Source organism: Paraburkholderia sp. MM6662-R1 (assembly GCF_050436245.1).
GTDB classification, from domain to species: Bacteria; Pseudomonadota; Gammaproteobacteria; order Burkholderiales; family Burkholderiaceae; genus Paraburkholderia; species Paraburkholderia tuberum.
Genome location: NZ_JBNDLV010000001.1, coordinates 2,319,330 through 2,340,148, shown reverse-complemented (window position 1 = coordinate 2,340,148; position 20,819 = coordinate 2,319,330). Strand labels below are relative to the sequence as shown.

19 protein-coding genes and 2 pseudogenes are annotated in these 20,819 nt (G+C 58.0%); 5 read left to right on the top strand and 16 right to left on the bottom strand.

What is annotated here, in order from left to right; all coding sequences use genetic code 11:
* Positions 1 to 42 precede the first annotated feature (42 nt).
* Positions 43 to 1,950: a type II toxin-antitoxin system HicA family toxin gene (locus OKW39_RS11030; protein WP_429562664.1), complete on the top strand. Its 1,908-nt coding sequence runs from the start codon at positions 43 to 45 to the stop codon at positions 1,948 to 1,950.
* Positions 1,951 to 2,107: 157 nt separating this feature from the next.
* Here OKW39_RS11030 and OKW39_RS11025 read toward each other — a convergent pair whose 3' ends face one another.
* The 4 genes from OKW39_RS11025 to OKW39_RS11010 form a co-directional block, all read right to left on the bottom strand.
* The gene (locus OKW39_RS11025) at positions 2,108 to 3,010 is read right to left on the bottom strand and encodes a hydrolase or metal-binding protein (protein ID WP_429562663.1); all 903 of its coding nucleotides are present in this window, start codon (positions 3,008 to 3,010) and stop codon (positions 2,108 to 2,110) included.
* A 15-nt stretch (positions 3,011 to 3,025) separates the two neighbouring features.
* On the bottom strand, positions 3,026 to 4,027 hold the full coding sequence (locus tag OKW39_RS11020; RefSeq protein WP_429562662.1) for a YqaJ viral recombinase family protein: 1,002 nt from the start codon (positions 4,025 to 4,027) through the stop codon (positions 3,026 to 3,028).
* Positions 4,028 to 4,107: 80 nt separating this feature from the next.
* Positions 4,108 to 5,073 carry a DUF932 domain-containing protein gene (locus OKW39_RS11015; protein ID WP_429562661.1) on the bottom strand — a complete coding sequence of 322 codons (966 nt, stop codon included), beginning with the start codon at positions 5,071 to 5,073 and terminating at the stop codon, positions 4,108 to 4,110.
* Between the two features lie 108 nt (positions 5,074 to 5,181).
* Entirely contained in the window at positions 5,182 to 5,328 is a 147-nt protein-coding gene (locus OKW39_RS11010) for a hypothetical protein (protein WP_429562660.1), read from the bottom strand.
* 520 nt (positions 5,329 to 5,848) lie between these two features.
* Here OKW39_RS11010 and OKW39_RS11005 point away from each other — a divergent pair.
* The gene (locus OKW39_RS11005) at positions 5,849 to 6,040 is read left to right on the top strand and encodes a hypothetical protein (protein WP_429562659.1); all 192 of its coding nucleotides are present in this window, start codon (positions 5,849 to 5,851) and stop codon (positions 6,038 to 6,040) included.
* Positions 6,041 to 6,693: 653 nt separating this feature from the next.
* Positions 6,694 to 7,029, top strand: a complete 336-nt coding sequence (locus OKW39_RS11000; protein ID WP_429562658.1) for a hypothetical protein — start codon at positions 6,694 to 6,696, stop codon at positions 7,027 to 7,029.
* A gap of 62 nt (positions 7,030 to 7,091) precedes the next feature.
* Here the strand turns inward: OKW39_RS11000 and OKW39_RS10995 are convergent, their stop codons facing one another.
* Complete coding sequence (locus tag OKW39_RS10995; RefSeq protein WP_429562657.1) at positions 7,092 to 8,327, bottom strand: tyrosine-type recombinase/integrase; 1,236 nt, start codon at positions 8,325 to 8,327, stop codon at positions 7,092 to 7,094.
* Between the two features lie 616 nt (positions 8,328 to 8,943).
* A pseudogene (locus OKW39_RS10990) lies at positions 8,944 to 9,651 on the bottom strand (PHP domain-containing protein); the annotation flags it as partial.
* 905 nt (positions 9,652 to 10,556) lie between these two features.
* Between OKW39_RS10990 and OKW39_RS10985 the strand changes: the two are divergent.
* On the top strand, positions 10,557 to 11,234 hold the full coding sequence (locus tag OKW39_RS10985) for a hypothetical protein (RefSeq protein ID WP_429562656.1): 678 nt from the start codon (positions 10,557 to 10,559) through the stop codon (positions 11,232 to 11,234).
* 301 nt (positions 11,235 to 11,535) lie between these two features.
* Here the strand turns inward: OKW39_RS10985 and OKW39_RS10980 are convergent, their stop codons facing one another.
* The 10 genes and pseudogenes from OKW39_RS10980 to antA all read right to left on the bottom strand — a co-directional run bounded on the left by OKW39_RS10980 (position 11,536) and on the right by antA (position 18,876).
* Positions 11,536 to 11,997 (bottom strand): toxin-antitoxin system YwqK family antitoxin, encoded by a 462-nt coding sequence (locus tag OKW39_RS10980; RefSeq protein WP_429562655.1) that lies wholly within the window; start codon positions 11,995 to 11,997, stop codon positions 11,536 to 11,538.
* A complete protein-coding gene (locus OKW39_RS10975; protein WP_429562654.1) occupies positions 11,994 to 12,263 on the bottom strand; it encodes a hypothetical protein in 270 nt (89 codons plus the stop codon). Before OKW39_RS10975 ends, OKW39_RS10980 begins: the two co-directional genes overlap by 4 nt.
* Before the next feature lie 28 nt (positions 12,264 to 12,291).
* Complete coding sequence (locus OKW39_RS10970) at positions 12,292 to 12,591, bottom strand: hypothetical protein (RefSeq protein WP_429562653.1); 300 nt, start codon at positions 12,589 to 12,591, stop codon at positions 12,292 to 12,294.
* A gap of 116 nt (positions 12,592 to 12,707) precedes the next feature.
* Positions 12,708 to 13,517 carry a DUF4942 domain-containing protein gene (locus OKW39_RS10965; RefSeq protein ID WP_429562652.1) on the bottom strand — a complete coding sequence of 270 codons (810 nt, stop codon included), beginning with the start codon at positions 13,515 to 13,517 and terminating at the stop codon, positions 12,708 to 12,710.
* A gap of 51 nt (positions 13,518 to 13,568) precedes the next feature.
* Entirely contained in the window at positions 13,569 to 14,714 is a 1,146-nt protein-coding gene (locus OKW39_RS10960) for a hypothetical protein (RefSeq protein WP_429562651.1), read from the bottom strand.
* 86 nt (positions 14,715 to 14,800) lie between these two features.
* Positions 14,801 to 15,199 (bottom strand): hypothetical protein, encoded by a 399-nt coding sequence (locus OKW39_RS10955; RefSeq protein WP_429562650.1) that lies wholly within the window; start codon positions 15,197 to 15,199, stop codon positions 14,801 to 14,803.
* Entirely contained in the window at positions 15,196 to 16,116 is a 921-nt protein-coding gene (locus tag OKW39_RS10950; protein ID WP_429562649.1) for a phage capsid protein, read from the bottom strand. Before OKW39_RS10950 ends, OKW39_RS10955 begins: the two co-directional genes overlap by 4 nt.
* Before the next feature lie 28 nt (positions 16,117 to 16,144).
* Positions 16,145 to 17,140 (bottom strand): YqaJ viral recombinase family protein, encoded by a 996-nt coding sequence (locus OKW39_RS10945; RefSeq protein WP_429563484.1) that lies wholly within the window; start codon positions 17,138 to 17,140, stop codon positions 16,145 to 16,147.
* Between the two features lie 76 nt (positions 17,141 to 17,216).
* Positions 17,217 to 17,378, bottom strand: a pseudogene (locus tag OKW39_RS10940) (DUF932 domain-containing protein); the annotation flags it as partial.
* Positions 17,305 to 18,876: an anthranilate 1,2-dioxygenase large subunit gene (antA, locus tag OKW39_RS10935; RefSeq protein ID WP_429562648.1), complete on the bottom strand. Its 1,572-nt coding sequence runs from the start codon at positions 18,874 to 18,876 to the stop codon at positions 17,305 to 17,307. The pseudogene OKW39_RS10940 and the gene antA, both read right to left, overlap by 74 nt.
* Before the next feature lie 333 nt (positions 18,877 to 19,209).
* Here antA and OKW39_RS10930 point away from each other — a divergent pair, with 333 nt between their 5' ends.
* Positions 19,210 to 20,742, top strand: a complete 1,533-nt coding sequence (locus tag OKW39_RS10930; RefSeq protein WP_429562647.1) for a sensor domain-containing diguanylate cyclase — start codon at positions 19,210 to 19,212, stop codon at positions 20,740 to 20,742.
* Positions 20,743 to 20,819 lie beyond the last annotated feature (77 nt).

Genomic DNA, 20,819 nt, shown 5'->3' with positions numbered 1-20,819 from the left:
TCATGAACGAATCAAAATATCTCCATGCACCCGACAAGCTCTTTGACGCGGCTCAATAGCTGGATTCCGTCTACCTTTTCTTGGGCGAATCAAGACGACGTTTTTGCTGTACTGATCCAATCTGACGATCTTGATCTCGTCGAATTTATCGCCAGAGGACGTATTGACGTGGCTGCGCTGCACAGCAAAACAACCGCAAAGGTGTTTGCCGTTTTGGCACCAGAAAGGTCATTGCTTTGCCAGCTAACGCTAGCATTGTGGGATAAGCGAAAGCTCGGACCGGTTGGCGAGAGAGTGCGCTCTGGCCTAAAAGTGATAGCACACTGCTATGGGGTTTTCTCCCTGCCGGACAAACATACCCTCTGCGTCTTGGTCAGTCGTAACGAGCCCGTTGAACGCCAAACGTGGATACCGAGCGACGTCAAGATTGCGGCGAAACATCTGGTCGAGAATCATACACAGCGGATAGCAGAAATCGATAAAAAAATCGCGGTGGAAGAGACGCAGCACGAGAACAACCTCAAGGCTATGAAAGGCCGTTACGATGACGATGCGATCAGGACAATAAACCGGACGGGGCGTTTCCGTATCGCTCGGATCAATAATGAGAAGCCGCCCCTTAGAGCAGACGAGTTGCTTACGCATTTTCCCAAAGCGGTGACTTTCCCGATTCGTCGCACATATGCCCTTCGAGGAGTTGAACGCGTTGCGCGGAAGGCAATCGGGGCCTCGCCATGGGAGCCTCCCCGGGATGGGGCGTACACGGGCCTTCTAGTAAACTCAACAGCGATCGTCACGTGGACGACCCATGAGGGCGTTCCTAGCTATCCCGAAATTCGGTGGACAGTTCAACGCCTTATTCCCGGCGCTCTCACCACGCCGAGATTAAACCGGTGTTCTCGGCCCGAATTCGATGCTGGCGACGTCACTGTTGCCGGCCCACCCTTGGTCGCTTCTCCGGAAGACGATCCCGAAGGAATTGTCGAAGCATTGGACGGCCTGCAACTCGAAGAGCATAACTTCCATAGCCGAATCAACGACATTAGAAATGAAATCGGGCGTCTAGGCTTCGAAGCGATGGCTTGGTTCCAGGCGTATCACATCTGGACTGAAGACACTTGGGGCATCTACGTCGATGCTCGAAAGCTGGATGATTTCGCCTTAAGTTTGTTGCGGGATCTGCGGCAAAACGGGGTTGCTGCATCCGATGCCACGGCCGCGTTTCTTGCCCTTGGGCTAACTTATTCTCATGAGCTATTCCATGCAAGGATTGAGGCGGCATCATCATGGCTTGAGCTTACGTCTCGTCAACCACGGCATTTGCGTTACAAGAAGGATGTCTACGATACCTTGAGAGAGACCACTGAGTGGCTCGAAGAGGCCCTTGCCAACTGGGCCTCGTGGAAATGGTTCCGGCGAGACAATACGAAAGCATTGCTCATGGTTACGGATGAAGAGTTCGCCAGGATTGAGCGGGTTGTTAGGGCGTCACTAGATTTGTCGCCTCCAGGCTACGACCAGTGGAAGCTTGGCGAAAGGCAAAGCACTTGGCGTATCTTTGCAAACCAGCTAGCGACAGGAAAACCATCGGTCACAAATAAGGCGCCGCCCGTAGAAGGTTTGCTTACCGGAAGTCAGCCGTATGATTTCCAACCCACCGACGTACCGTTCCGCTTCGTTGGTGCAGGAGTTATTGCCGACCGCCTTCATGCCAACCACAAGACGTTCTCTCAACCAACGGTCCGAGAGCTTGAAAAAGCACTGAACCATTTTGGCTATAGGTGTGATCCCTCCGGTGGAAAAGGCAGTCACGAGAAGTGGGCAAAGGACGGCAAGCAATTCCCATTACCTCGTTGTGACCCCGTCAGTCAGACCGTCTTTAAGGCCTTTCTCGAACAGGTGGGAATCGACAGGAAGCGCTACTTTGCAGAGGTTCGCCCTAAGCTTTAGGACCAGCTAAAAAAGCTCCCGTCGAAGCGAGAGCAATGAGCGCATCAGCGCCCGAAAATGCAGGCTAGTATTTTGTGTCCTAGCCAAAGCCAGACCGAACCGACGACGATCAGCAGAAATGGCGCTACGGTCAGGAACAGAATGGCACGAACGAAAATCATGATGCGCCTCCCACCTGCATCGCAACTTTTCGTTCGAGCTTGTCCTTCAGAACCGTAGCCGGCGAACCATTGTCGGCTTCGGTCTCGACTCCGCCTTCGCTTTCCGGATAGAATTCCTCGACCACCGCAGGAATGTCTTCCCCCGATTCCTCGAAAGCTCCGTTGCCAAACCCCAGCCTAGCCACCTCATCAAGCGCAGCTTGGTCGAAGCCCGAAGCTTTACGCTGGCTGTCCAGTTCCCGGGCACGAGCAATCGCCTCCTCGAGTGTCAATTTCGACTGCACAACAAGATCGACATAGTAGATGGCCGAGCGATAGCTCTGCGTCGTCGACTTCCCGCGCAGCTTGAGTTCCAGCGGCATCGTCGCCAACAAACCGCCTGAGACTGCGCTGAAGTAGCGAAGCCTCGCAGCCAAGGTCCTGATCGAATTGAACGAAGTCGTGCGGAAGATGAACGAACCCAATTCGTCCTCCTCGCCGATGACAACGTTCAAGCGACCATAGGGTTTGCAGTAACCGTTGCTGTACGCACAAACATTGGGCGATGGACACGGCAAGGACATGACACCTTCGTTCGTGACACGCTTGCAGTTCTCGCCGTTACCGACACAGATGGGCCGTCCGGTTTCTCGGTCGAACATCGAGAATTCCGCTCGAAGGTTCAAGTCAGGATCATTAAACAGCACACGCACCGGAATTGCCCTGAGCTTCCCGCCGCCGTTTACCTGGCGGAGCGCTTCGTCGAGCGGATGAAGAACCCAACCATCACGATTCTGCACCTGGCTGGTGAGCTGAAATTCGTCCGACTTCTCCGGCAAGCGCTTGCCGTTTTTCTCCACAACACGGCCAATCGAGATCCGCCCAATAACAGGCGGCGTGATCGCAAGACCTTTCAACATAATTGCCTCCATGGGCTAGACTGAGACGAGAAACCGGCGTGAACCGGGCTTCGTGGTTGCGTATGGCTGTTGAAGCTCCGGATGGTCGGCGAGTAGCTTCTTCAGGTCGATGCCGGAACTGTCCTTGCTGCGTTTGAACGACACTTCGCCAGTCTCGAAGACCGCACGGGATGCGTCGCCCATTGCCTGCTGGATGCTTTGCTTGAGCTTCGCTTCGAGCTCTTCTCGGGTTTCGATTTCGGCCCGAACCGTCATCAGATCGGCAAACGTCGCCGACAGATTACGGTCGTCGGAGAAGTCGACAGTGTTTCCGGCGTCTCGCGGGAACAGGCAACGCAGCGCTTGACCCGCCGAATCGGAACCGTCAGCCGGTGGAGGCGTGTCGGTTTCAACGTACGTCCAGAATCGCGCTTCGAGTTCGATCAGCTTGGCGATGAGTTCGTCGTCACGTTCAATGCGATGCACGTCTAGCTTCTGTCCGCAGAGCAGAACGGCAACATGAGCTGCTTGTTTGCCGGTTACGGCGAGTTGATGCTGCACCTGCAGCTGGACATACTCCGGCGCCCCGTCACGCCACGCCCTTGCACCGAACTCACCGGCTGTCTTGCATTCGAGAATCTGTACGTCAGGAGCTCCGACGACTTCTCGGTCTAGGTTGGCGAGCATGAAGTTCACCTTCGGATGCCTGAGCACGGCATTGACCTTGCGAACCTTGTTGCCGGTCTGCTGCGTATAGGCTGCAGCGACGATGGGTTCCAGCAACGTGCCCCAGTAGACAGGATGCGTCGTATCCTTCGAATCGGGCTTGTCTAGATCGACGTCACGGCCAGTCTTTTCGAGCCACAACTCCAGCTGCGACTTGTAGGGGTTGAGACCAACAGCGGCAGCAGCATCCGAACCTCCGATTCCAGTCTTGCGAACGGCAAGCCAGTCTTCACGGTCAAGACCTCGAGTGTCGACGAGACGAAGCGCAGGCTTCTGTTTATCAGGCTTTGCATCTTGTTTTGCAATGCTCATCTTTCGCTCCTTCAATGAAAGAAGCCCGGTGAACGAGGTTCAACCGGGCGGCTAGTACAACGTTTGAAAGTGTCGGTAGATCAGACGACGAGTTTCAACGCCTCGTTCCATGCCCTCTGTTTGAGCGCGGCGCCTTGGCCGAACAACGCGGCATCAAGTCGATGGTCGTCGCTGCGGGCGCGGCGTTCGTGGTCGACGTACTCCGTGACGGCGTTCAATAGGCCCCATGCCGTACCAGAAGCCGAAGCGAGGTCTGAACCCTTGCCTCTGCCGGCGTACAAGTTATGAACAGCCTTGATGGCCCGATCGTTCGTCGCTGTCGCAGGGTTGCCCTGGGTGTCACTCACTGGATACGTCAACACCCGACGGAAATACGCTTCCGCCGTTTCCGGTTTGACCTTCCGCTCGGACAAAGCCTTCATTCTGACCATGAACGCATCCCAGGAAGAGATGGCGATGCCGAGTTGCCGCTTCACCGCATCTGCGTCAAATTGACTGCGGTGAGGGACCTTGATTGCGCTAGCGCTGTCACCAAGGGCAATTGCGAGTGTGTTGTTACAGACAACTCTGATCGAGGTGAACTGCGCAGTCGTCGCCAAAGTTCCGTCGCAAGCCGTGGCGAGGAGCAAATAACCGTTGACCTCGTCTCGACCTTTGAGAGATACGGACTGCCCTGTGCGAGCTAGCGCCCAAAGCTTTCTGCCGGATTTAAGGACCCCCGCCGTTTCAAGCTGGAAGCCGCCGACTTCGGTTAGATCCCTGTAGAACTCCAAGATTGCCCGAGGTTGAACCGTTTGGTACCGGCTTGATACAACAGACAGCGGCTCTTGTGTGTCGCTCCGATAGAGCACCTTCTGTTCGGGAAACGCGTGGATACTCCCGAGACCGCCGCTTCCGGCGACGAAACGAACTTCTGCTTCTTCTATAGTCCAGTTCATTCGTGCGGCGGCGGCCCAGGCTTCGATTGGTTGATTCGGCGATAGCTGGTTTCCGAGGCCGTGCCACGGTTGCTCTCCAATGTACGCCATACTTTTCACGAGGTGCATTCTTCAACTCCTAAGGACGAGCGCATCCAGCCTGGACGAAGCCGGGCGGCGAATGCAGTTGAAAGGAAAGTGTCCGGCCGCAACAGCAGGACGAGAGGCAGGTCTTGGTTAGCAGCAGGCGAAGTCGGGGTTGTAGGCGTCGTTATCACCGGACCGACGAAGGTAATCCATCACGCGCTTCTTCATGTATGCGGCGATTGCGGTTACCGCTTCGACTACGACGACGAGCAGAAAGGTTATGACAGCGTTTTTCATTGCGGCTCCCTAGTATCGGAAAGCGAAGTGGTTCTATATCATTCTTGTACCAAGGCAGCACTCCTCTATTGAGCAAACACCCAATTGAAAAATAAATACTTCGCCGTCTCTAGAGAGATTGCTGATCTCCACGGCGAATGTCGGAACGCATTTTGCGAGCGAAAAGCCAAAAATGAAACCGGATATGTATCAATTTTTTTGGGGCGCTTTGCGGGTCGGCAAAATAATTTGATTTTTCCAGAAGATTAAACATTGCCTGCGTAATTCTAACTAACTAAAACTGTCATATTTTCTGGGGGCGATTCTTGCTATTTTAGGGCGCAGGAATATCTGGCAACGAAAAAAACCAACCTTGCTCGAGACCAATAGCTGCGTCGTGCTAGATGCCGAGTATCGTCACATGTTTTGCTCTGGCGCGTGGAGAAATCGCAGATGGAGGCGGCGAGGAGTACGATCACTTCACCACAGTGGACATCGTCTCAACGGCTCCGAAGTGTTGGGGCGCAATCAGGAGTAAATCATGGCAACAACACGAAAAAACTTGTCCGATATGTCTTATGCGTCACAGCGTCGGCACGGTTATGTCGATGAGAAAGGCGATATTACAGAGTCAGGTTGGGGCCGCATGACGAAGGAGGACTTTCGAAACTACGACGAAAGCAATAGGCTGCGTCGGGAAGATAATGAGAAAGCCAGCAGAGGGGAGAAGTAAGATCAACCGGTACAGTGAGGCATATATGTCGTACGATCATGCGCCTATAAGTGATGGTGGTTGGGGCGTCTTGTTTTTAGATCGGAAAGCTTCCCACATACTTACTTCACACGCTGATAGCTGCGAAATACGAGAAAGAATGCTTACCAGACGAAGTAAGTTCACCGCTAAGTAGTAGAGGGCACCATTGCGTCGTCTGGTAAAGGGCGGCCCGGTTTGTTAATCGATGAGATTAGACGTGAAAAAGACAGATCTGGCAATAAATAATTGAGAGCGCTAACTCGACCGCGCGTGTCGTCCAGAATGCGCTTCTGCTCAAGGTGTGGAGCGCCACAGCTCGCCTAAATCCGCATTAAGTATATTTTGCATCCATGTCTCAGTCTTTGAATTAAAATAAAAGTAGACAAGCAATTATCAAAAAATTGACTTGCGCTTATCAAATAAAGGACTAAGCAGCGCATGTACATTACATCAAATCACATCAAGATCGCAGTCGATAGAATCGGCGGCCCCACTAAAGTTGCACACGCCTGTTCAGTGAGCAATGCCACCGTCCACAATTGGCTTTCATCCGGTCACATACCAAACATCGACAAGGCGAAGATCGTCGCAAAAGAGTCGGGCATCGACCTTCGGCTTCTTCGGGGGACGCGATGAACAACAAACGCATCGAAGCCCAAGCGCAAGCGCTGATCCACGAAGCGATCGGCCTCTATTGCGGCGATGACTGCCAGCCACCGAAAAGCCAACTCAGCAGCGGCAATGTTCACGAACTCGACCACCAGCAAATCGTACAAGGTGTGACGGCGATGCTGCTTCAATGCAACATCTCGGCAGGATCAGCCGGCGACATCGACCTCTACAAGCTAAACAGTCTGTATCTCCGTGACCCCGAAGTTCGCCAATTGATCAATGGAATACTAAAGGATCGGGAGCTGTGGCAAATGCCAGCGGGGCTACCGCAGCCCAGACGCCTGCCTTTTTCCTGATTTGCTCCGAAGGGAGATGGCATCAGGAGCGGTTGTGTATCGACATTACTCGTGCCGCTGCATCAGCTTGGCGCGTTGGCCGGCTCAATGTTGACAGTGACGTCTTCTACCTGCTCGGTTGGTGCAGCTATCAATGCAAGCATGTGTCGCTCGTATTGTTCGGCCCACGGGCGCAGTCGCTCAACCGTAATTTGCGTGTAGTGCGCCGTCGTAACATCCCCTTTCAATGAGTGTCCCAGCAGGGACTTCAACGGGATTCCGGGGCAATCGAGCGATTCTAAAATGGTCGAGAAGGTGCGTCGAAGACCGTGCACAGTAACGGTACTGCCTGCGGCAGCATTTAACGTCGCCATTGCTTTGCGAGGTTCGCTGACATGAGACGGCTTATCAACCTTGTCTCGGGTGCCAAAGACGAATTCACCGATCTTGACGTGCCACATTGCATCGAGGATCTCGGCAATCCTCGGCGTTATGGGAAGAATCCGGTCGGAGTGGTTTTTGGTTTCTTTCAGCGTAATCGTTCGTGCCTTCCGGTCTACGTGTTTCCATCTGAGCGTCGCGGCTTCAGATCGACGTGCTCCGGTTAGCAAGATGAATTCGATATAGGCGCCCATGACAGCGTTCGGTAACGCTCGTGCTGCGAGGACAAACGGCTTGATTTCGTGGGGGCGCAGGTGATCAGTACGGGCCTTATCCCGCAGCCACGCACGTTTCGCTGTGAGGCTCGCAACCGGGTTTTCCGGAATCACTGCCCGCCCGTAGGTTGCTATGGCGAAATTGAGCACGCTTCGCAGCGCTCGCATTACGCTTGAGGCTTGAGCTGCGCCACTGCTCGAATTTGCGATCTTGCGGTAGCGTGCCATGATCATGTCAGAGTCGATTGTTGCTATCCCCTTTCCCAACCAGTCCGACAGATAGTGCACCATATAGCGCCGATAATCTGTCTGAGTTCTTGGCTTCAATTGCCGTTCACTCATGAACTTTTCGAAAGCAGTCTGCAAGGTGACTGCGGCGTCATTTCTGCGCCTTTGCTGCAGGCGCACGTCGTTACCTTTGTCCAGCTCGACGATCAGTTCCTTCGCTCGGTCCCTTGCTGCTTGTACGGACCAGGCCGGATACCGACCGATGCTTATCCGAATGGTCCGGCCGTTAAGTTTGCGGTCGACGACAAAGGTCTTGGCTCCGCTCGTCACGCGAATTCCGAAGCCTTTGATCTCATCGTCGAAGTAAAAGGCCGGCTTGCCGTCGTCTCGGGGCGCGGCGCTCTTCTCGACATAAGTCTTTGTAATGTTAGCCATATTCTGTTGGGTTCCTACACGAAGATTTGGGTCTGCGAAAATGCTACCATGTAGGAGCCGTGTAGGAATATAGAGGGTACAGCGGGGTACGTTCCGGTAACGGGAAGTATGCTAACTTACTGAAAAATAAGAGAATGTTATTCGTGGGTATTCTCGTTGATCCGTGGGGATAAGCGTGAATCGCATTCGCAATGCGAAGGTCGAGGGTTCGATCCCCTTCCTCTCCACCAGGAATATCAAAGGGTTACAGGTGATTTGCCTGTAACCCTTTTCTGTTTCTGCGGGTCGTGTAACCGGTGTGTAACTGGATTTGGTCCGGCCCAGTCCATGTCGATCCATGTGCCGCTCTCTCGCTGCCGGCCATCAGCGTGTTCGCCTGCTTCGTTTGACCCGAGGCTTCGGCCGGCGTAGTGGGCGAGCACGATCGCAAAGTCGACGCCCGATGGACAACGTGGCGATCGCCGCTGCATGGCAGCTTTATGCCCGACTTGGTCCTCGATGTTGGCTTCGTTCCCGCCGTACCCCTTGTCCGCATGCAGGCCGTTCGGTGACGGACTTCGTCGCGATAGAATCCTTGGAACGATCGGCGGGGGGCAATGGACTCAGCGAGATGGGTACGTTTGGCGTTTTCCGCGTTACGTCCGAGCGCGCTCAGCGTGTGCGAGTCCGAGTTGAGTATTCGCGCAAGATATTGTCTGCTGCCCAATCCGAGGCGCTCGATCCTTGTCAGCCCCATCCGAGCGCGCTCAGCGTTGACATCCTGCGGTGAGTAGTAAACGTCAGAATTTGCTTGCTTCAGTTCGATTCCAGCGAGCGCGCGATGACAGATAACATCGAATTTGTGCGGTGATGCGCCAGGATTCTCGTTTTCGAAGCCAGAGGGGGCGTCGACATGCGCCAGGATGCCGAAACCGCCATGCGCCTCGGCCGCAGTGAGACACTCGAAGATCGACTGTTGGCACCGCGACGTTGGCAAGCCCTGATCCGCAATGTTCAAGCTTGCAAAGAATCGCGCCAAACGGTTGAAATCGGGGAAATAGCAGAGAAGCTGACCCTGCGTTGTCGACAACTCAACGCCAGCGACCACCAAGACGCGGCCATCACGCGCCGCCGCGTTAATTGCGCGAGGCACGTTCGAAATCTCGTTGTGGTCCGTGATCGCGACGATCGCGATGTTCTCTTCAACGGCAGTTGCTACGATGGCGTCCGGCGTCATGGAAGTATCCGCCACGTCATGCGAGCCACCGTAGGAATGGATATGCAGGTCAGCTCGGTAAAAGGTTGCACCGGAAAACTGTCCGGTGATTAGCTCGATAACTGACATACACGTACTCCTTGCTGTCACGGACTCCAATGCCTCGGCCGCAATGCGGGGCCACCGACGCGCGGTTACGCTCCCTGATTGTTGAAAACTTCTCAGCTTGTACCGTTGCGTTTCCGCTCTTGTTCGCGGACGTTAACGAGCGGTCATGCCGTCAGGTGCCGTTCTGCCGACCGGGCACCATTTATAGCTCGCTAACGACAATTTCGGCGTTTGCTGGCATCCTTGCTGTGCGAGTACAGCGGCTTGCGTATCTGTGAGGGGGCGAGCTTTCGGCCATCTCGCGGTACTCAACGCGGAGCAGACTGTGGTCAAGCGTTGTGCGGCCGAACAAGCACGCCTCGGCCGGTCGCGAGGAAGAACTGCGTAAGTGCGTATATCGGCGAGAAGCACTGCCGGACGTTCGATGTGAGCCAAGCACCGGAGAAGCTGAAATCGGGACGCCCTCGGACTGATGCCTGTTCGAGCAAGATGAGTGATGCTCCGATCCAAGATGAACAAATTGCCCAGCCGGATGTAGATGGGACAACGCACGAGGTGGCTCGGAGCGAGTAAAGAGACCACGACTGAGGCGGTTCACAAACCTGGTAGCCGTCTATTACTGTGCGATGCCAAGCATGGTGCCGCGATAGGTAGCCGTTCGGACTTGCAGCAGGCCGCTGAGACCACGCGCGTCAGGGGCCGTAATGGGTCCGACGTGAGCCGGACATGTCGGACCGGGCGCGGCCCACGTTCGATCGTTCAAACGGGGTCTTAGGTGAGCAACCGAACTGCATTCTGCAAACCGCCTTAGCACGCCAACTCTTTGTGATCTTGCCGGCCTCGGCCAGGTCGCCTTCTCAGGAGCGTGCAGGTAACATCCGATGACGGAACTTAAACCATAAACTCTCCTGATTAAGAAAGGGCGTATGCGCATTGCAATCATCGAATCACCAAATCCTATCGATGTGTTTGCCGGAGTGGATGAAGCACGAGCACTTGATGCGACCTGTAAGCTAATTGGGCACCAAACCGCGTCCTTCGCGGCACGATCGCGCGCCGAGCTTCAAACCATCTGTAAATATCTATCGTCGGCAGATAGCGCTCATGCGGTGAGCCGAACCCAGAAGTCACCTCTCTTTATCCACATTTCGAGTCATGGAAACGACCAAGGCCTTGCATTTGGCGCCGATTTCATCGAATGGGATGGGCTCGCGTTAGATCTATTGCCGATACTAAAAAACGAAGACTACCTTGGTCGGACGGTCCTTTGTCTTTCGGCTTGTGGGTCCGGTGAGCAAAAGATTCACCGAGTCTTGAAACAGGAGCTCAACGATCGATGGGAGCGCGTCCCGTTGTACATCGTCTCGATTCGTGGGGAGACTGTTCTCTGGGCCGATGCGTTGGTTGGCTGGACGCTTTTCTATCACAAAATATCCAAGATTAACCTTGCTGATCACAAAGCTTTAGTCAAGATATTCGACGAAATCGAACAATGTGTGCAGGTCCAATTTTCGTATCACCGATACAATGAATCCCAAGGAAGGTTCGTCTTCTTCCCATCTCGCCCGAATCAACCCGCCGACACTGGCGTCGGTGAGGCGTAAGAGATTGCACGGATCGCCAAGCGCATACTTTCTTACTGCAGGCGTCGGGCCGAGAAAATCTGGATCACTCACGTTTTTTTGGGGGGCGAACTCGGCCGAACGTGTCAGATGGAGTTCTCTCGGCGGCGGCAAAAATCCTGCGTGTCGCAACGCAGGTAACGCGCGATCAAAAAAAATGTGTGGGCCGTATGGGAAGTGGCAATCACCTCTGCCGAGGTGGTTGCCACTTCTTCACTTGCCGGATTCGCGGTAGCGCCCCCTGACGACGCGTGGTGGGCTGAATGCTACCGGGCGCACGACCTTATGCACCGGGCGAAAGCTCACATTGCTGTTGCCATGCAGTGACCTGTTCAGGGCTCGGTGAGCTGGTGTATGTTCCGGTCTGCTTGTGGAACGCGTCGTGGCTTCGTGAAACACATGCCGAGACGGCATCCGCATGCGCCTGCTTGTCAGTATCCGCCTGAAGCTGGGCGGCGGCCTGTTGCTGTAGCGCTGTCTGTGCTGCGAGCTCTCCAGCTGTCGGGATGCGATTGCCGTAGTCGTAGGTAACCTCCTTGAGCAGCTTGCCACTGTTATCCCAAGTCTTCACGACACCGTTCATCTGCCCATTTTCCCAGTCGGCATGTCCGATCTGTTTGCCAGTAGCAGCGTCATACTCGTCATCCGGCCCCTGCTTCTTTCCCGCGACATATGTGACCCGGTGAATGATCTGCATGCCATCTGGCGCGTAAACGAGAAGCTCGCCATCATACTGACCGTTCACGCGCGTCGCGTGCACGTATCGGTTTCCGGAATCCGCGTAGTAGCCCTCCTCTTCACAGTAGCGACACCACCTTCCCAGTGATTTACATAGACGAGCTTGTGCGTCTCAGGGCTGCAAACCTTCTGTTCGCCGTCAGGCATGCCATTGCTGAACGTCACCGTAATGAAAGGTGCCTTGCCGTTCGGATCATTGACTACAAGATCGCCGTCAAGCTCGCCGTCCTTGAACGTCATCTGCATGCGGACGATGTCAGATTGCGGTGTCATGCAGACGGCCTTGCCGAGGCCAGCCATCCTAGACGTGAACGTCGCAGATGGAACTAAGACCCATTGCGCCGACCGTGGCTTTGGGTAGGTCGTAGTTGACCACGCTCATCAGTTTGCCGAAACCATTCTGGGCAGCGAGGACCTGCCCGGCAGAGACGTTCGTCAGGGTGCCGGAAAACGCCCTATTCGCATCGCCAGCATAGACTTTGCCATTATTGATCTGCGCGTTCCGGTAGTCGAGGGTCTTCTCTCCACAGCTGGCCAGTACGAGGGCGGTGGCGAGCGTAGCGACAAGAAGTAAAGGTTTCGAGTGGAATGAGAATTTCATGGCGAGGATGAATGAAGTGAGGAGTGAAGGGAGGGCAGGCGTCGAGAGCCATGCGGTGATCACCCAACGCGAACAGGGGAATGTCAGATGCGGGACGCGTCGGATGACGAGGAAAACTACCGCGCTTCGGAGGCGAGCGCGTTCGGGTAGTGCCTGGCGAGGATCTGATTCATTTTCTCGACCAGATCGGCTCGTTTGAAGGTAATGTGGCCATTGCCATTCTTGAACCAGCGCAGATGGAAGTAGGCATTCTCCGCTTCGGTGCGTCGTGCCTGCCGCGCGTGTGAGACGAGGACGTAGGCGCCGTGCCGGTGGTCTGGCTCGGGCTTGCTGTCCAGTATGCAGAACACGCGGGTCAGATCGTCCAGTTCGTCGGTGACCCTGTGATTCGGGGAGCCGGAACTGAGCAGATATGTCACGATGATTCGCTTGCCGAACCGGAACGGCTCGTTGGTCTTGTAATCCCAAGATAGCCGGCGGAAGCACTGCAGCACTCCGCGTTCGAACATGTCGCCCCGCGTGCCGTAGAGCTGCGTGAACGTGGCTTCGATGTTGGCAGCAGTCAGTTCGGGTACGTCGCCGTCGGCGAGCTGCCGGTCCCACTGTTCGCGGGCGCTCGCGTCCATGAAGGTGCGCAGGCCCGATTCGGATAGCAGGTAGTTCCAGCCCCGCACATCGATTACGCGCGTGATGGCGCCTTCAGCCTCGTCGCGCTTCGCGTATTCCCCGGTAACGGTCGGCCTGCCGCGACAGGCGTAGCTGTCGTCGAGCACGAGCCGCGGAAAGCCGAGATGTGCTGCCCTTGCGAGCTGTTCGGCTTCATAGAGCAGATCGAGCGCGTGACGGACGCGTTCGACGACGGCAACGCGCTGGTTGGCGAGATTGGCGATGCTGAGACTCTTGACGAGATCGGTGGTCGTGTCCATACCGCTCCGTGGTTGTCGAGAAAAGAAAAAGCCGGGCGCGAGGCCCGGCGTCTATGCCGTTGTGGTGTGTTCGACGAGCCGGCGGCGTAGCGCTGCCGCGCGCGACTGAGAGCAGCCGAGATACGTTCGGATTCCGGCAACAGTCGGACGTACCTGACCTGCCGCGATGGCCTTGGCGAGCTCCGCGACCTCGCCACCGGGCGAAGTGCCGTCCGGTAACGACGTAATGGGATCATCACGGGGCGTACGACAGTTCTCCACGACAGCGTGACTTTCCGACAGCGCTCCACTACTAACGGTCCCGTCGGCGTGACTCGCGGCGACCGCCGTGACTGCGGGGCGAGTCACGGTAGTCATATTCGCGATCGGCGTGACTGCGGGCAGAGTCACATGAGTCGTGTCTTCGCGGGGCTTCTGAGGCGGAGTGACCGCCGTCGACGTCGTCTCAGTCACGACCGCAGCGGCTGCCGGCAACGAAGGCGGACGAAGCACGATGGTCCAAAGCAGGCAGGCGGTGCATTCCAGTACAGCTGCGAATACCAGTCCCGATAGCAAGTCGACACGCGGCGCCGATATGTCAACTAGCGCCGCGAGGCGCGACGTGACCGGATCGGCGAGTAACATGCCGCGCCGCACAGTGACGCGATCGTCCGTTGCCTGCTGGCGGCGGATGTCACCGGCTTCGGCGTTCAGCGCATCGAGTCTTGCAGCGAGCATCGCGCGGTGCGCATCGCGTCCAGCGCAGTCACGGAAGCAACGCCGTGCGTCAAGCCATGCGAGTTGTCGGACGACGGTCGCACGATCGGACATCACGACCGTTAGACTGCGAGCCGGGGTGGGAAGCGTGATCGCGACGACTGACGCCCGTCGCTCTCCCGCGTGCTGCTGGGCGAAGAGGAAAAACGTAAGGTGCCCGTAGCCCGCGGTCACCATGCATGCGATCCACAGCAGGCTTCCCACGCCGCGCACGACGAAGGACGACTTGCGGATCAGCGCCGGTAACAGGTGCGCGCTGACGACGAGCACGATGCCGATAGTGATCCAGATGACCCGCTCGGGCAGCGTGCCGCCGCGCTGCCAGCCTGCCAGAATCGACAGACTGAGTGCGGTGACGGTCGCGGCCGTCGCGAGCCAGAAGATCCCACCGGGTGGGCGCAGCAGGCGGAAGCGGGTTTCCATGTTGATGGTGTTTTCCATAGGCAAAATGTCCCCGGGACGCGTTGGGGCGCGCGTCCGATGAAGGTCAGGAAAGGGAGGTGGACGGAAGGAGTGGGAAGCGTTTGTTATGTTCGGTCGCCGGGCATGAACACCGACCAGTGGCCGAAATACCGGCCGTCGAAGACGATCAGATCGTCCACGACGCTCAGGACGGCCTCGGCGCATGGAACGAGGTCGCCGGTTGCAGCATCGGCGACGAGCCACGTTCCGGGGAAGTATCGCGGTGTGACGTGGCGTTCGACAAAGCGCAGCTTGATCTCCGCTGCATACGTTGTGTGGACGAATTCGAGCGGTCCGATGACTGGTCCGTCGAATCCCCTATCGTCCAGGATCTCGTCGATCCCGTCACGCCCATGAAACAGACCCAGGTACAGGCCGGGCGCGAGATCGGTCTTTGTGTCGTGGTAGCGAGGGAGCAGCCGTCCGTCCCGGCAAACGAATGCCTCGCAGATGTCGTCGTTCATGCCGCCTTCCCGCCCAGCAACGCCGCTTTCTGATCTAGCTTGTCGCGCAGCGAGGGCCGTGCCGTTTCTGCGGTTTCCGTCTCCGTAGGAGAGCGGGCGTCTGGTCCCCCCGAAGTCGGCTCAGGAAAGAACTCCTCAGCCACAGCGGCTCGCTCGTCCGGACTGTCCTCGAACGCCCCGTTAGCGAAGCCGGCGCGAGCCGCAGCATCAAGCGCAGCCTGGTCGAAACCGGCGGCCCTTCGCCGAGCATCGAGTTCGTGCGCCTGCGCGAGCGATTCTTCGAGCGTGCACCCCGAACGCACGCCAAGATCGACGTAGTAGATTGGGGACCGATAGCTCTGCGTCGTGGACTTGCCTCTAAGTTTCAGCTCCAGCGGCAGGCTGGCGAGCAGATTGCCCGACACGGCGCGGAAGTAGTGTAGACGTGCGGCGAGCGTGCGGATCGAATTGAACGACGTTGTCCGAAAGATGAATGAGCCCATTTCGTCGTCGTCGGAAATTAGCACGTTCAGACGTGCATAAGGCTTGCAACCGCCTTGCTGACCGAAGATGCACCCATCCGGAGAAGGGCACGGCATGGCCTCGATGCCGTTAGCGGTAGCCCGCTTGCAGCTCTGACCGTCCCCGACGCACACTGGCCGGCCCGTGTCGCGATCGAAGAGACTATAGTCGGCGCGCAGGTTTAAATCCGGGTCATTGAACAAGACCCGGACCGGAATCGCGCGCAGCTTGCCGGTGGTCGCTTTGCGCAGCGTCTCGTTGAGCGGATGCAGAATCCAGCCGTCGCGGTTGACCACTTGTGTCGTGAGAGTGAATTGATCATCTTTCTCGGGAAGACGTTTTCCGTTTTTCTCGACGATGCGACCGATGGAGATACGTCCGACGACGGGCGGGGTGATGGCAAGGCCTTTCAACATGGTGTTGTCCTATAGAGCAAATGGGAAATCAGACGGAGATGAGAAAGCGCCGGGAACCGGGCTTGGAAGAGGCGTACTGCTGCTCGAACTCGGGGTGATCTAGCAATAGGCGTTTCAAGTCGACCGCCGACGAGTCTTTGCTGCGCTTGAACGACACTTCGCCGGACTCGAACAAGGCGCGCGTGGCTTCGCCCATTGCCTGCATGATGCTCTGCTTTAGCCGCGCCTCGATTGCCTGGCACGCTTCGATTTCGGCCCGCACAGCAACCAGATCGGTGAACACCGACGACAGGCGACGATCGTCCGAGAAATCGATGGTGCCGCCGTTGCCAAGGTATAGGTGGCGTAACGTACGGTCCGCCGATTCCGACCCATCCGCTGGCGGCGGCGTGTCAGATTCAACGAATTGCCAAAACCGCGCTTCTAGTTCGACGAGCCGACCGATTAGCGCATCGTCGCGTTCAACGCGATGGACTTCGAGCGCTTGGCCGCACAACAGTACGGCCACGTGTGCGGCTGCCTTGCCCGTTACGGCGAGTTGGTGCTGCACTTGGATCTGCACATACTCGGGCACACCGTCGCGCCACAGTCGCGCGCCAAACTCGCCGGCGGTTTTGCATTCCAGAATGGAGACGTCGCGAGCACCGACGACCTCGCGGTCGATGTTGGCAAGCATGAAGGGCACGCTCGGATGCCTAAGCACTGCATTGACACGCCGGACGCGATTGCCCGTTTGCTTCGTGTAGACCGCGGCGACGATGGGTTCGAGCAGCGTGCCCCAATACGTCGGCGACGTTGTATCGTCGGGATCGGGCCGGGGTAGGCCGTCTGCCCGCCCGGTCTTGTCGAGCCATAGCTCCAGCGGGCTCATATACGGACTGAGCCCCACAGCCGCAGCGGCGTCTGAGCCGCCGATGCCAGTACGGCGCACGGCCAGCCAATCGTCGCGGCTCAGTTCCTGCGTTTTCACGAGCTTCAGCGCCGGTCGTCGCGTGCGGGGCCCGTCGGGTTGGACTGCACTCATATCGCCTCCAAAACAAAACGGCCCGGCAGGTGAGCGTGACCGGGCCGAGGGTGAGGGAGCGCAGGTGTAGCCTGGCTCAAACGACAAGCTTGAGCGCTTCATCCCAAGCTTTCTGTTTGATTGCTGCGCCTTGCCCGAACCACGCGGCATCACGACGGTGGTCGTCACTGCGTGCGCGGCGGTGATGGTCGACGTATTCGGTCACGGCGTTGAGCAGCCCCCACGCGGTGTTGCCAGCGTCCGTCGATCTTTGCGCGCACAGGCCCGAAGTCCACAAACCAAGCCTTGAACAAAGTTCGAGCCATCGCCTCCAGCGTTGCGTTCATGCGCCGGTTTAGTTCTATCTTGTCATCCAAAGCGCCGAGGATATGGGCGATTGCATTACGCTCCTTCCTGTTGGGCAATGGAATCGCTAGCTCGCGCAGGTCTTTGAGGTTAATGGTCGTTTGCACCGTAGTGTTTGCCGCAACGCCAAGCTGATATTGAGCCTGCGGTGCACGAAGCACTAACGAAATCCAACGAGACAACTCTGCTTCGCGCGGACGAATCATTGCAACGGCTCGCGCGATGTTCCATCCGCTCAGCTCATTGGACACCACAGCCACTTGTCCGACGGACACGTTGAAGAAGTCTTCGAACTGACGGATGCGGTTCTCGCGATCCTTCGCCGATTCGCCCTTCACGCCGATGCACTGGCTGATGACCTCGGTCTTGTTCCACGCGACCGGCCGCACGATGCGCAGCTGCGAGCTGATCTGGTCCATGAAGAACAGGCTCGGGTAGACATTCAGATTGCGCAGCCGGTGCATCATCCATTCGGCCTTGTCCTCGCCATAGGCTTCGACGAGCCGCGGCATCACGCTCTCGTAGCCGGGACGCACTTGCGGATTCGGCATGTCGCTGAACAGCACGCTGTGGCCATTCCTGAACGCGAACCAGCCGTCGTCGGTTTCGCTGTCGCCCGCGCCGAGCTTGCTGTAGTCGAGCGTGCCGCTGGGGTTATCCCCTTTCTTCGCATTCGCCTCGATGCGGTGCTGCACGGTCGCCACGTAGTTGTAGTGCACGGTGCTCACGTGATAGCCGTCGAGACCGTTCTCGTTCTGCAGCTTCCAGTTGCCGTCGAACGTGTAGGTCGACTTGCCGGGCAGCACTTCGAGCTCGCCGGTCGGCGACTGCGCGACCATCATGTCGAAGAAGATGCGCGCGTCGCCGAGATAGTCTTCGAGCGTGTCGATGCCGTCGACGTCGAGGCTCACGAACACGAAGCCCTTGTAGCTCGCGATGCGCGCTTTCTTCAGGCCGCGCACCGACTTGTCGAAGTCGTCGCAGTATTCGCCCGGCGCCTTCACCTTCACGAGCCGGCCGTCGTTCTTGTAGCACCATGCATGGAACGGACACGTGAAGGTCGACTGGTTGCCCTTGGTCATACGCGTGAGTGTCGCACCGCGGTGCTGGCACGCGTTGATCATCGCGTTCAGGTTGCCGGCGCCGTCGCGCGAGATGATCAGCGGCTGGCGGCCCGCGCGCATCGTCAGGAAATCGTTCTTGTTGGGGATCTCGCTTTCGTGGCACGCATAGGTCCAGGCCTTCTCGAAGATGTGCTCCATCTCGAGCGAGAACAGCTCGGGCTCCGTGAACATTTCGCGGGCAATCCGGTACACGCCTTCCGCGGGGCGGAAGTCCAGACAGCCGCTGACGAATTCGCGCCATTCCGAGGCGCTGCGCTTCTCGCTCATGATGTCTCTCTCTCCTTGTGTCCAATCGTTTGAACGTGACAGGCTCGATTGAATACCCAAGTGGCGAGGCCAACTATCCAGCCAATTCGCATTTGCTATCCGAATATTTGGACGGCGCCTGGATAATCTGGCGATCGGGCGCAACCCCCGCCGGACGGGACTTCTGGCGTGCCGTTCTGGTGCATGCGGGCAAAAACCCGGCTACGCAAACGTTTGCCTGCGTGCCATGTCTGCTACGCTCACGTTTTCGTAGGTCGCGTTTTTGACGGTGATTGCCGAGACGCGGCCGCTTCTTCACGCGCGACTTTCAGCGCATGTCAGAACCAAAAACGCATGGTGACGCGCCGACCCAACAACGTGATTGCGATCAGTGTCTTGCTGGCTGGCGCGATCCTCGCGATTGCCGTGTCGCTGCTCGCACAGATGCGCGAAGATGCGTTGCGGCGCGCGCAGGACTCCATCGCCAACATATCCCTGCTGGTCCAGCGCGACGTGTCGCGCAATCTCGAGATCTACGACCTGTCGCTGCGCGCGGCGATCGACGGACTGAAGCAGCCGGGCGTGCTCGATCTGCCGCCGGAGATCCGCCAGATGGTGCTGTTCGACGGCTCGATCAGCGCAAAGGACATGGGCTCGGTATTCGTGCTCGACGAGAACGGCAACGTGCGCTTCGATTCACGCGCGTGGCCGCCGCGCGCAAGTAACCATGCGGACCGCGATTACTTCAAGGCGCAGCGCGCTTCACCCGACGTCGGCCTGTACATCAGCCATCCGTTCAGTCCGAGCGGCACCGACGACGACCTGCGCATCGCGCTGAGCCGGCGCATCTCGAGGCCGGACGGCAGCTTCGGCGGCGTGGTGGTCGGCACGCTGCGCCTCACGTATTTCCATCGGCTGTTCGACGGCATGAAGCTCGGGCCGAGCGGCTCGATGGCATTGATGCTCAGCGACGGCACGATGTTGATGCGCCGTCCTTACGATTCGAAAACGATCGGCATCAACCTGACCGGCTCGGCCAACTTCTCGCGCTTCATCAAGCAGCCGAGCGGCGACTTCTTCGGCACGGCGGCGATCGATCGCGTCGAGCGCTGGTATGCGTTCCGCCATATCGACGGCTTTCCGCTGATCCTCGACGTCGCGCTCTCGACGCGCGACGTCTACGTCGAGTGGCGGCGGCGCGCATGGATCATCGGCACGCTGATCGGCGCGCTCGACGTGACGATCATCGCGCTCGCGATCCTGTTCTCACGCCAGTTGCGTCTGCGCCGCGCGGCCGAGGAAGAGTTGCGCGAACTGGCGCGCACGGACGGGCTGACCGGCCTGAACAACCGCCGCGCCTTCGAGGAGCACGTGAACGACGAATGGCGACGCGCGCAGCGCACCGGCCGGCCGCTGTCGCTGCTGCTGATCGATGTCGACAACTTCAAGGGCTTCAACGACCTGTACGGCCATTCGGCCGGCGACGAAGCGCTGATCGGCGTCGCGCGCTGTATCGCGCAGAACGTGCGACGTCCGGGCGATACGGCCGCGCGCTTCGGCGGCGAGGAGTTCGCGGTGCTGCTGCCGGACACCGACGCGACGGGCGCGCAGCGGATCGCCGAGCAGATCCGCGCGGCGGTGCAGGCGCTGCAATGCCGCCATGTGGCCAGCACGCATCACGTGCTGACGGTGAGCGCAGGCGCTGCGACCGCGCAGGGCGCGGCGCTCGCGACGAGCCGCGCGCTCGTCGACGCCGCCGACGAAGCGCTGTATCGCGCGAAGGATGCCGGCCGCAATCGGGTGATGCTGTACGGCGCGCCGACGGACCACTCCTCGCGGGACGGCGCCGCGGTGACGCCGGACCCCGACCCGCGCCGGGCGAATTGACGCGCTTCCAGGGCTCGTTTCCCGAGCCACTTGTCGGCCCGCTTGCCAGCCCTTATTGCTCTCCGTAAACTCGCGCG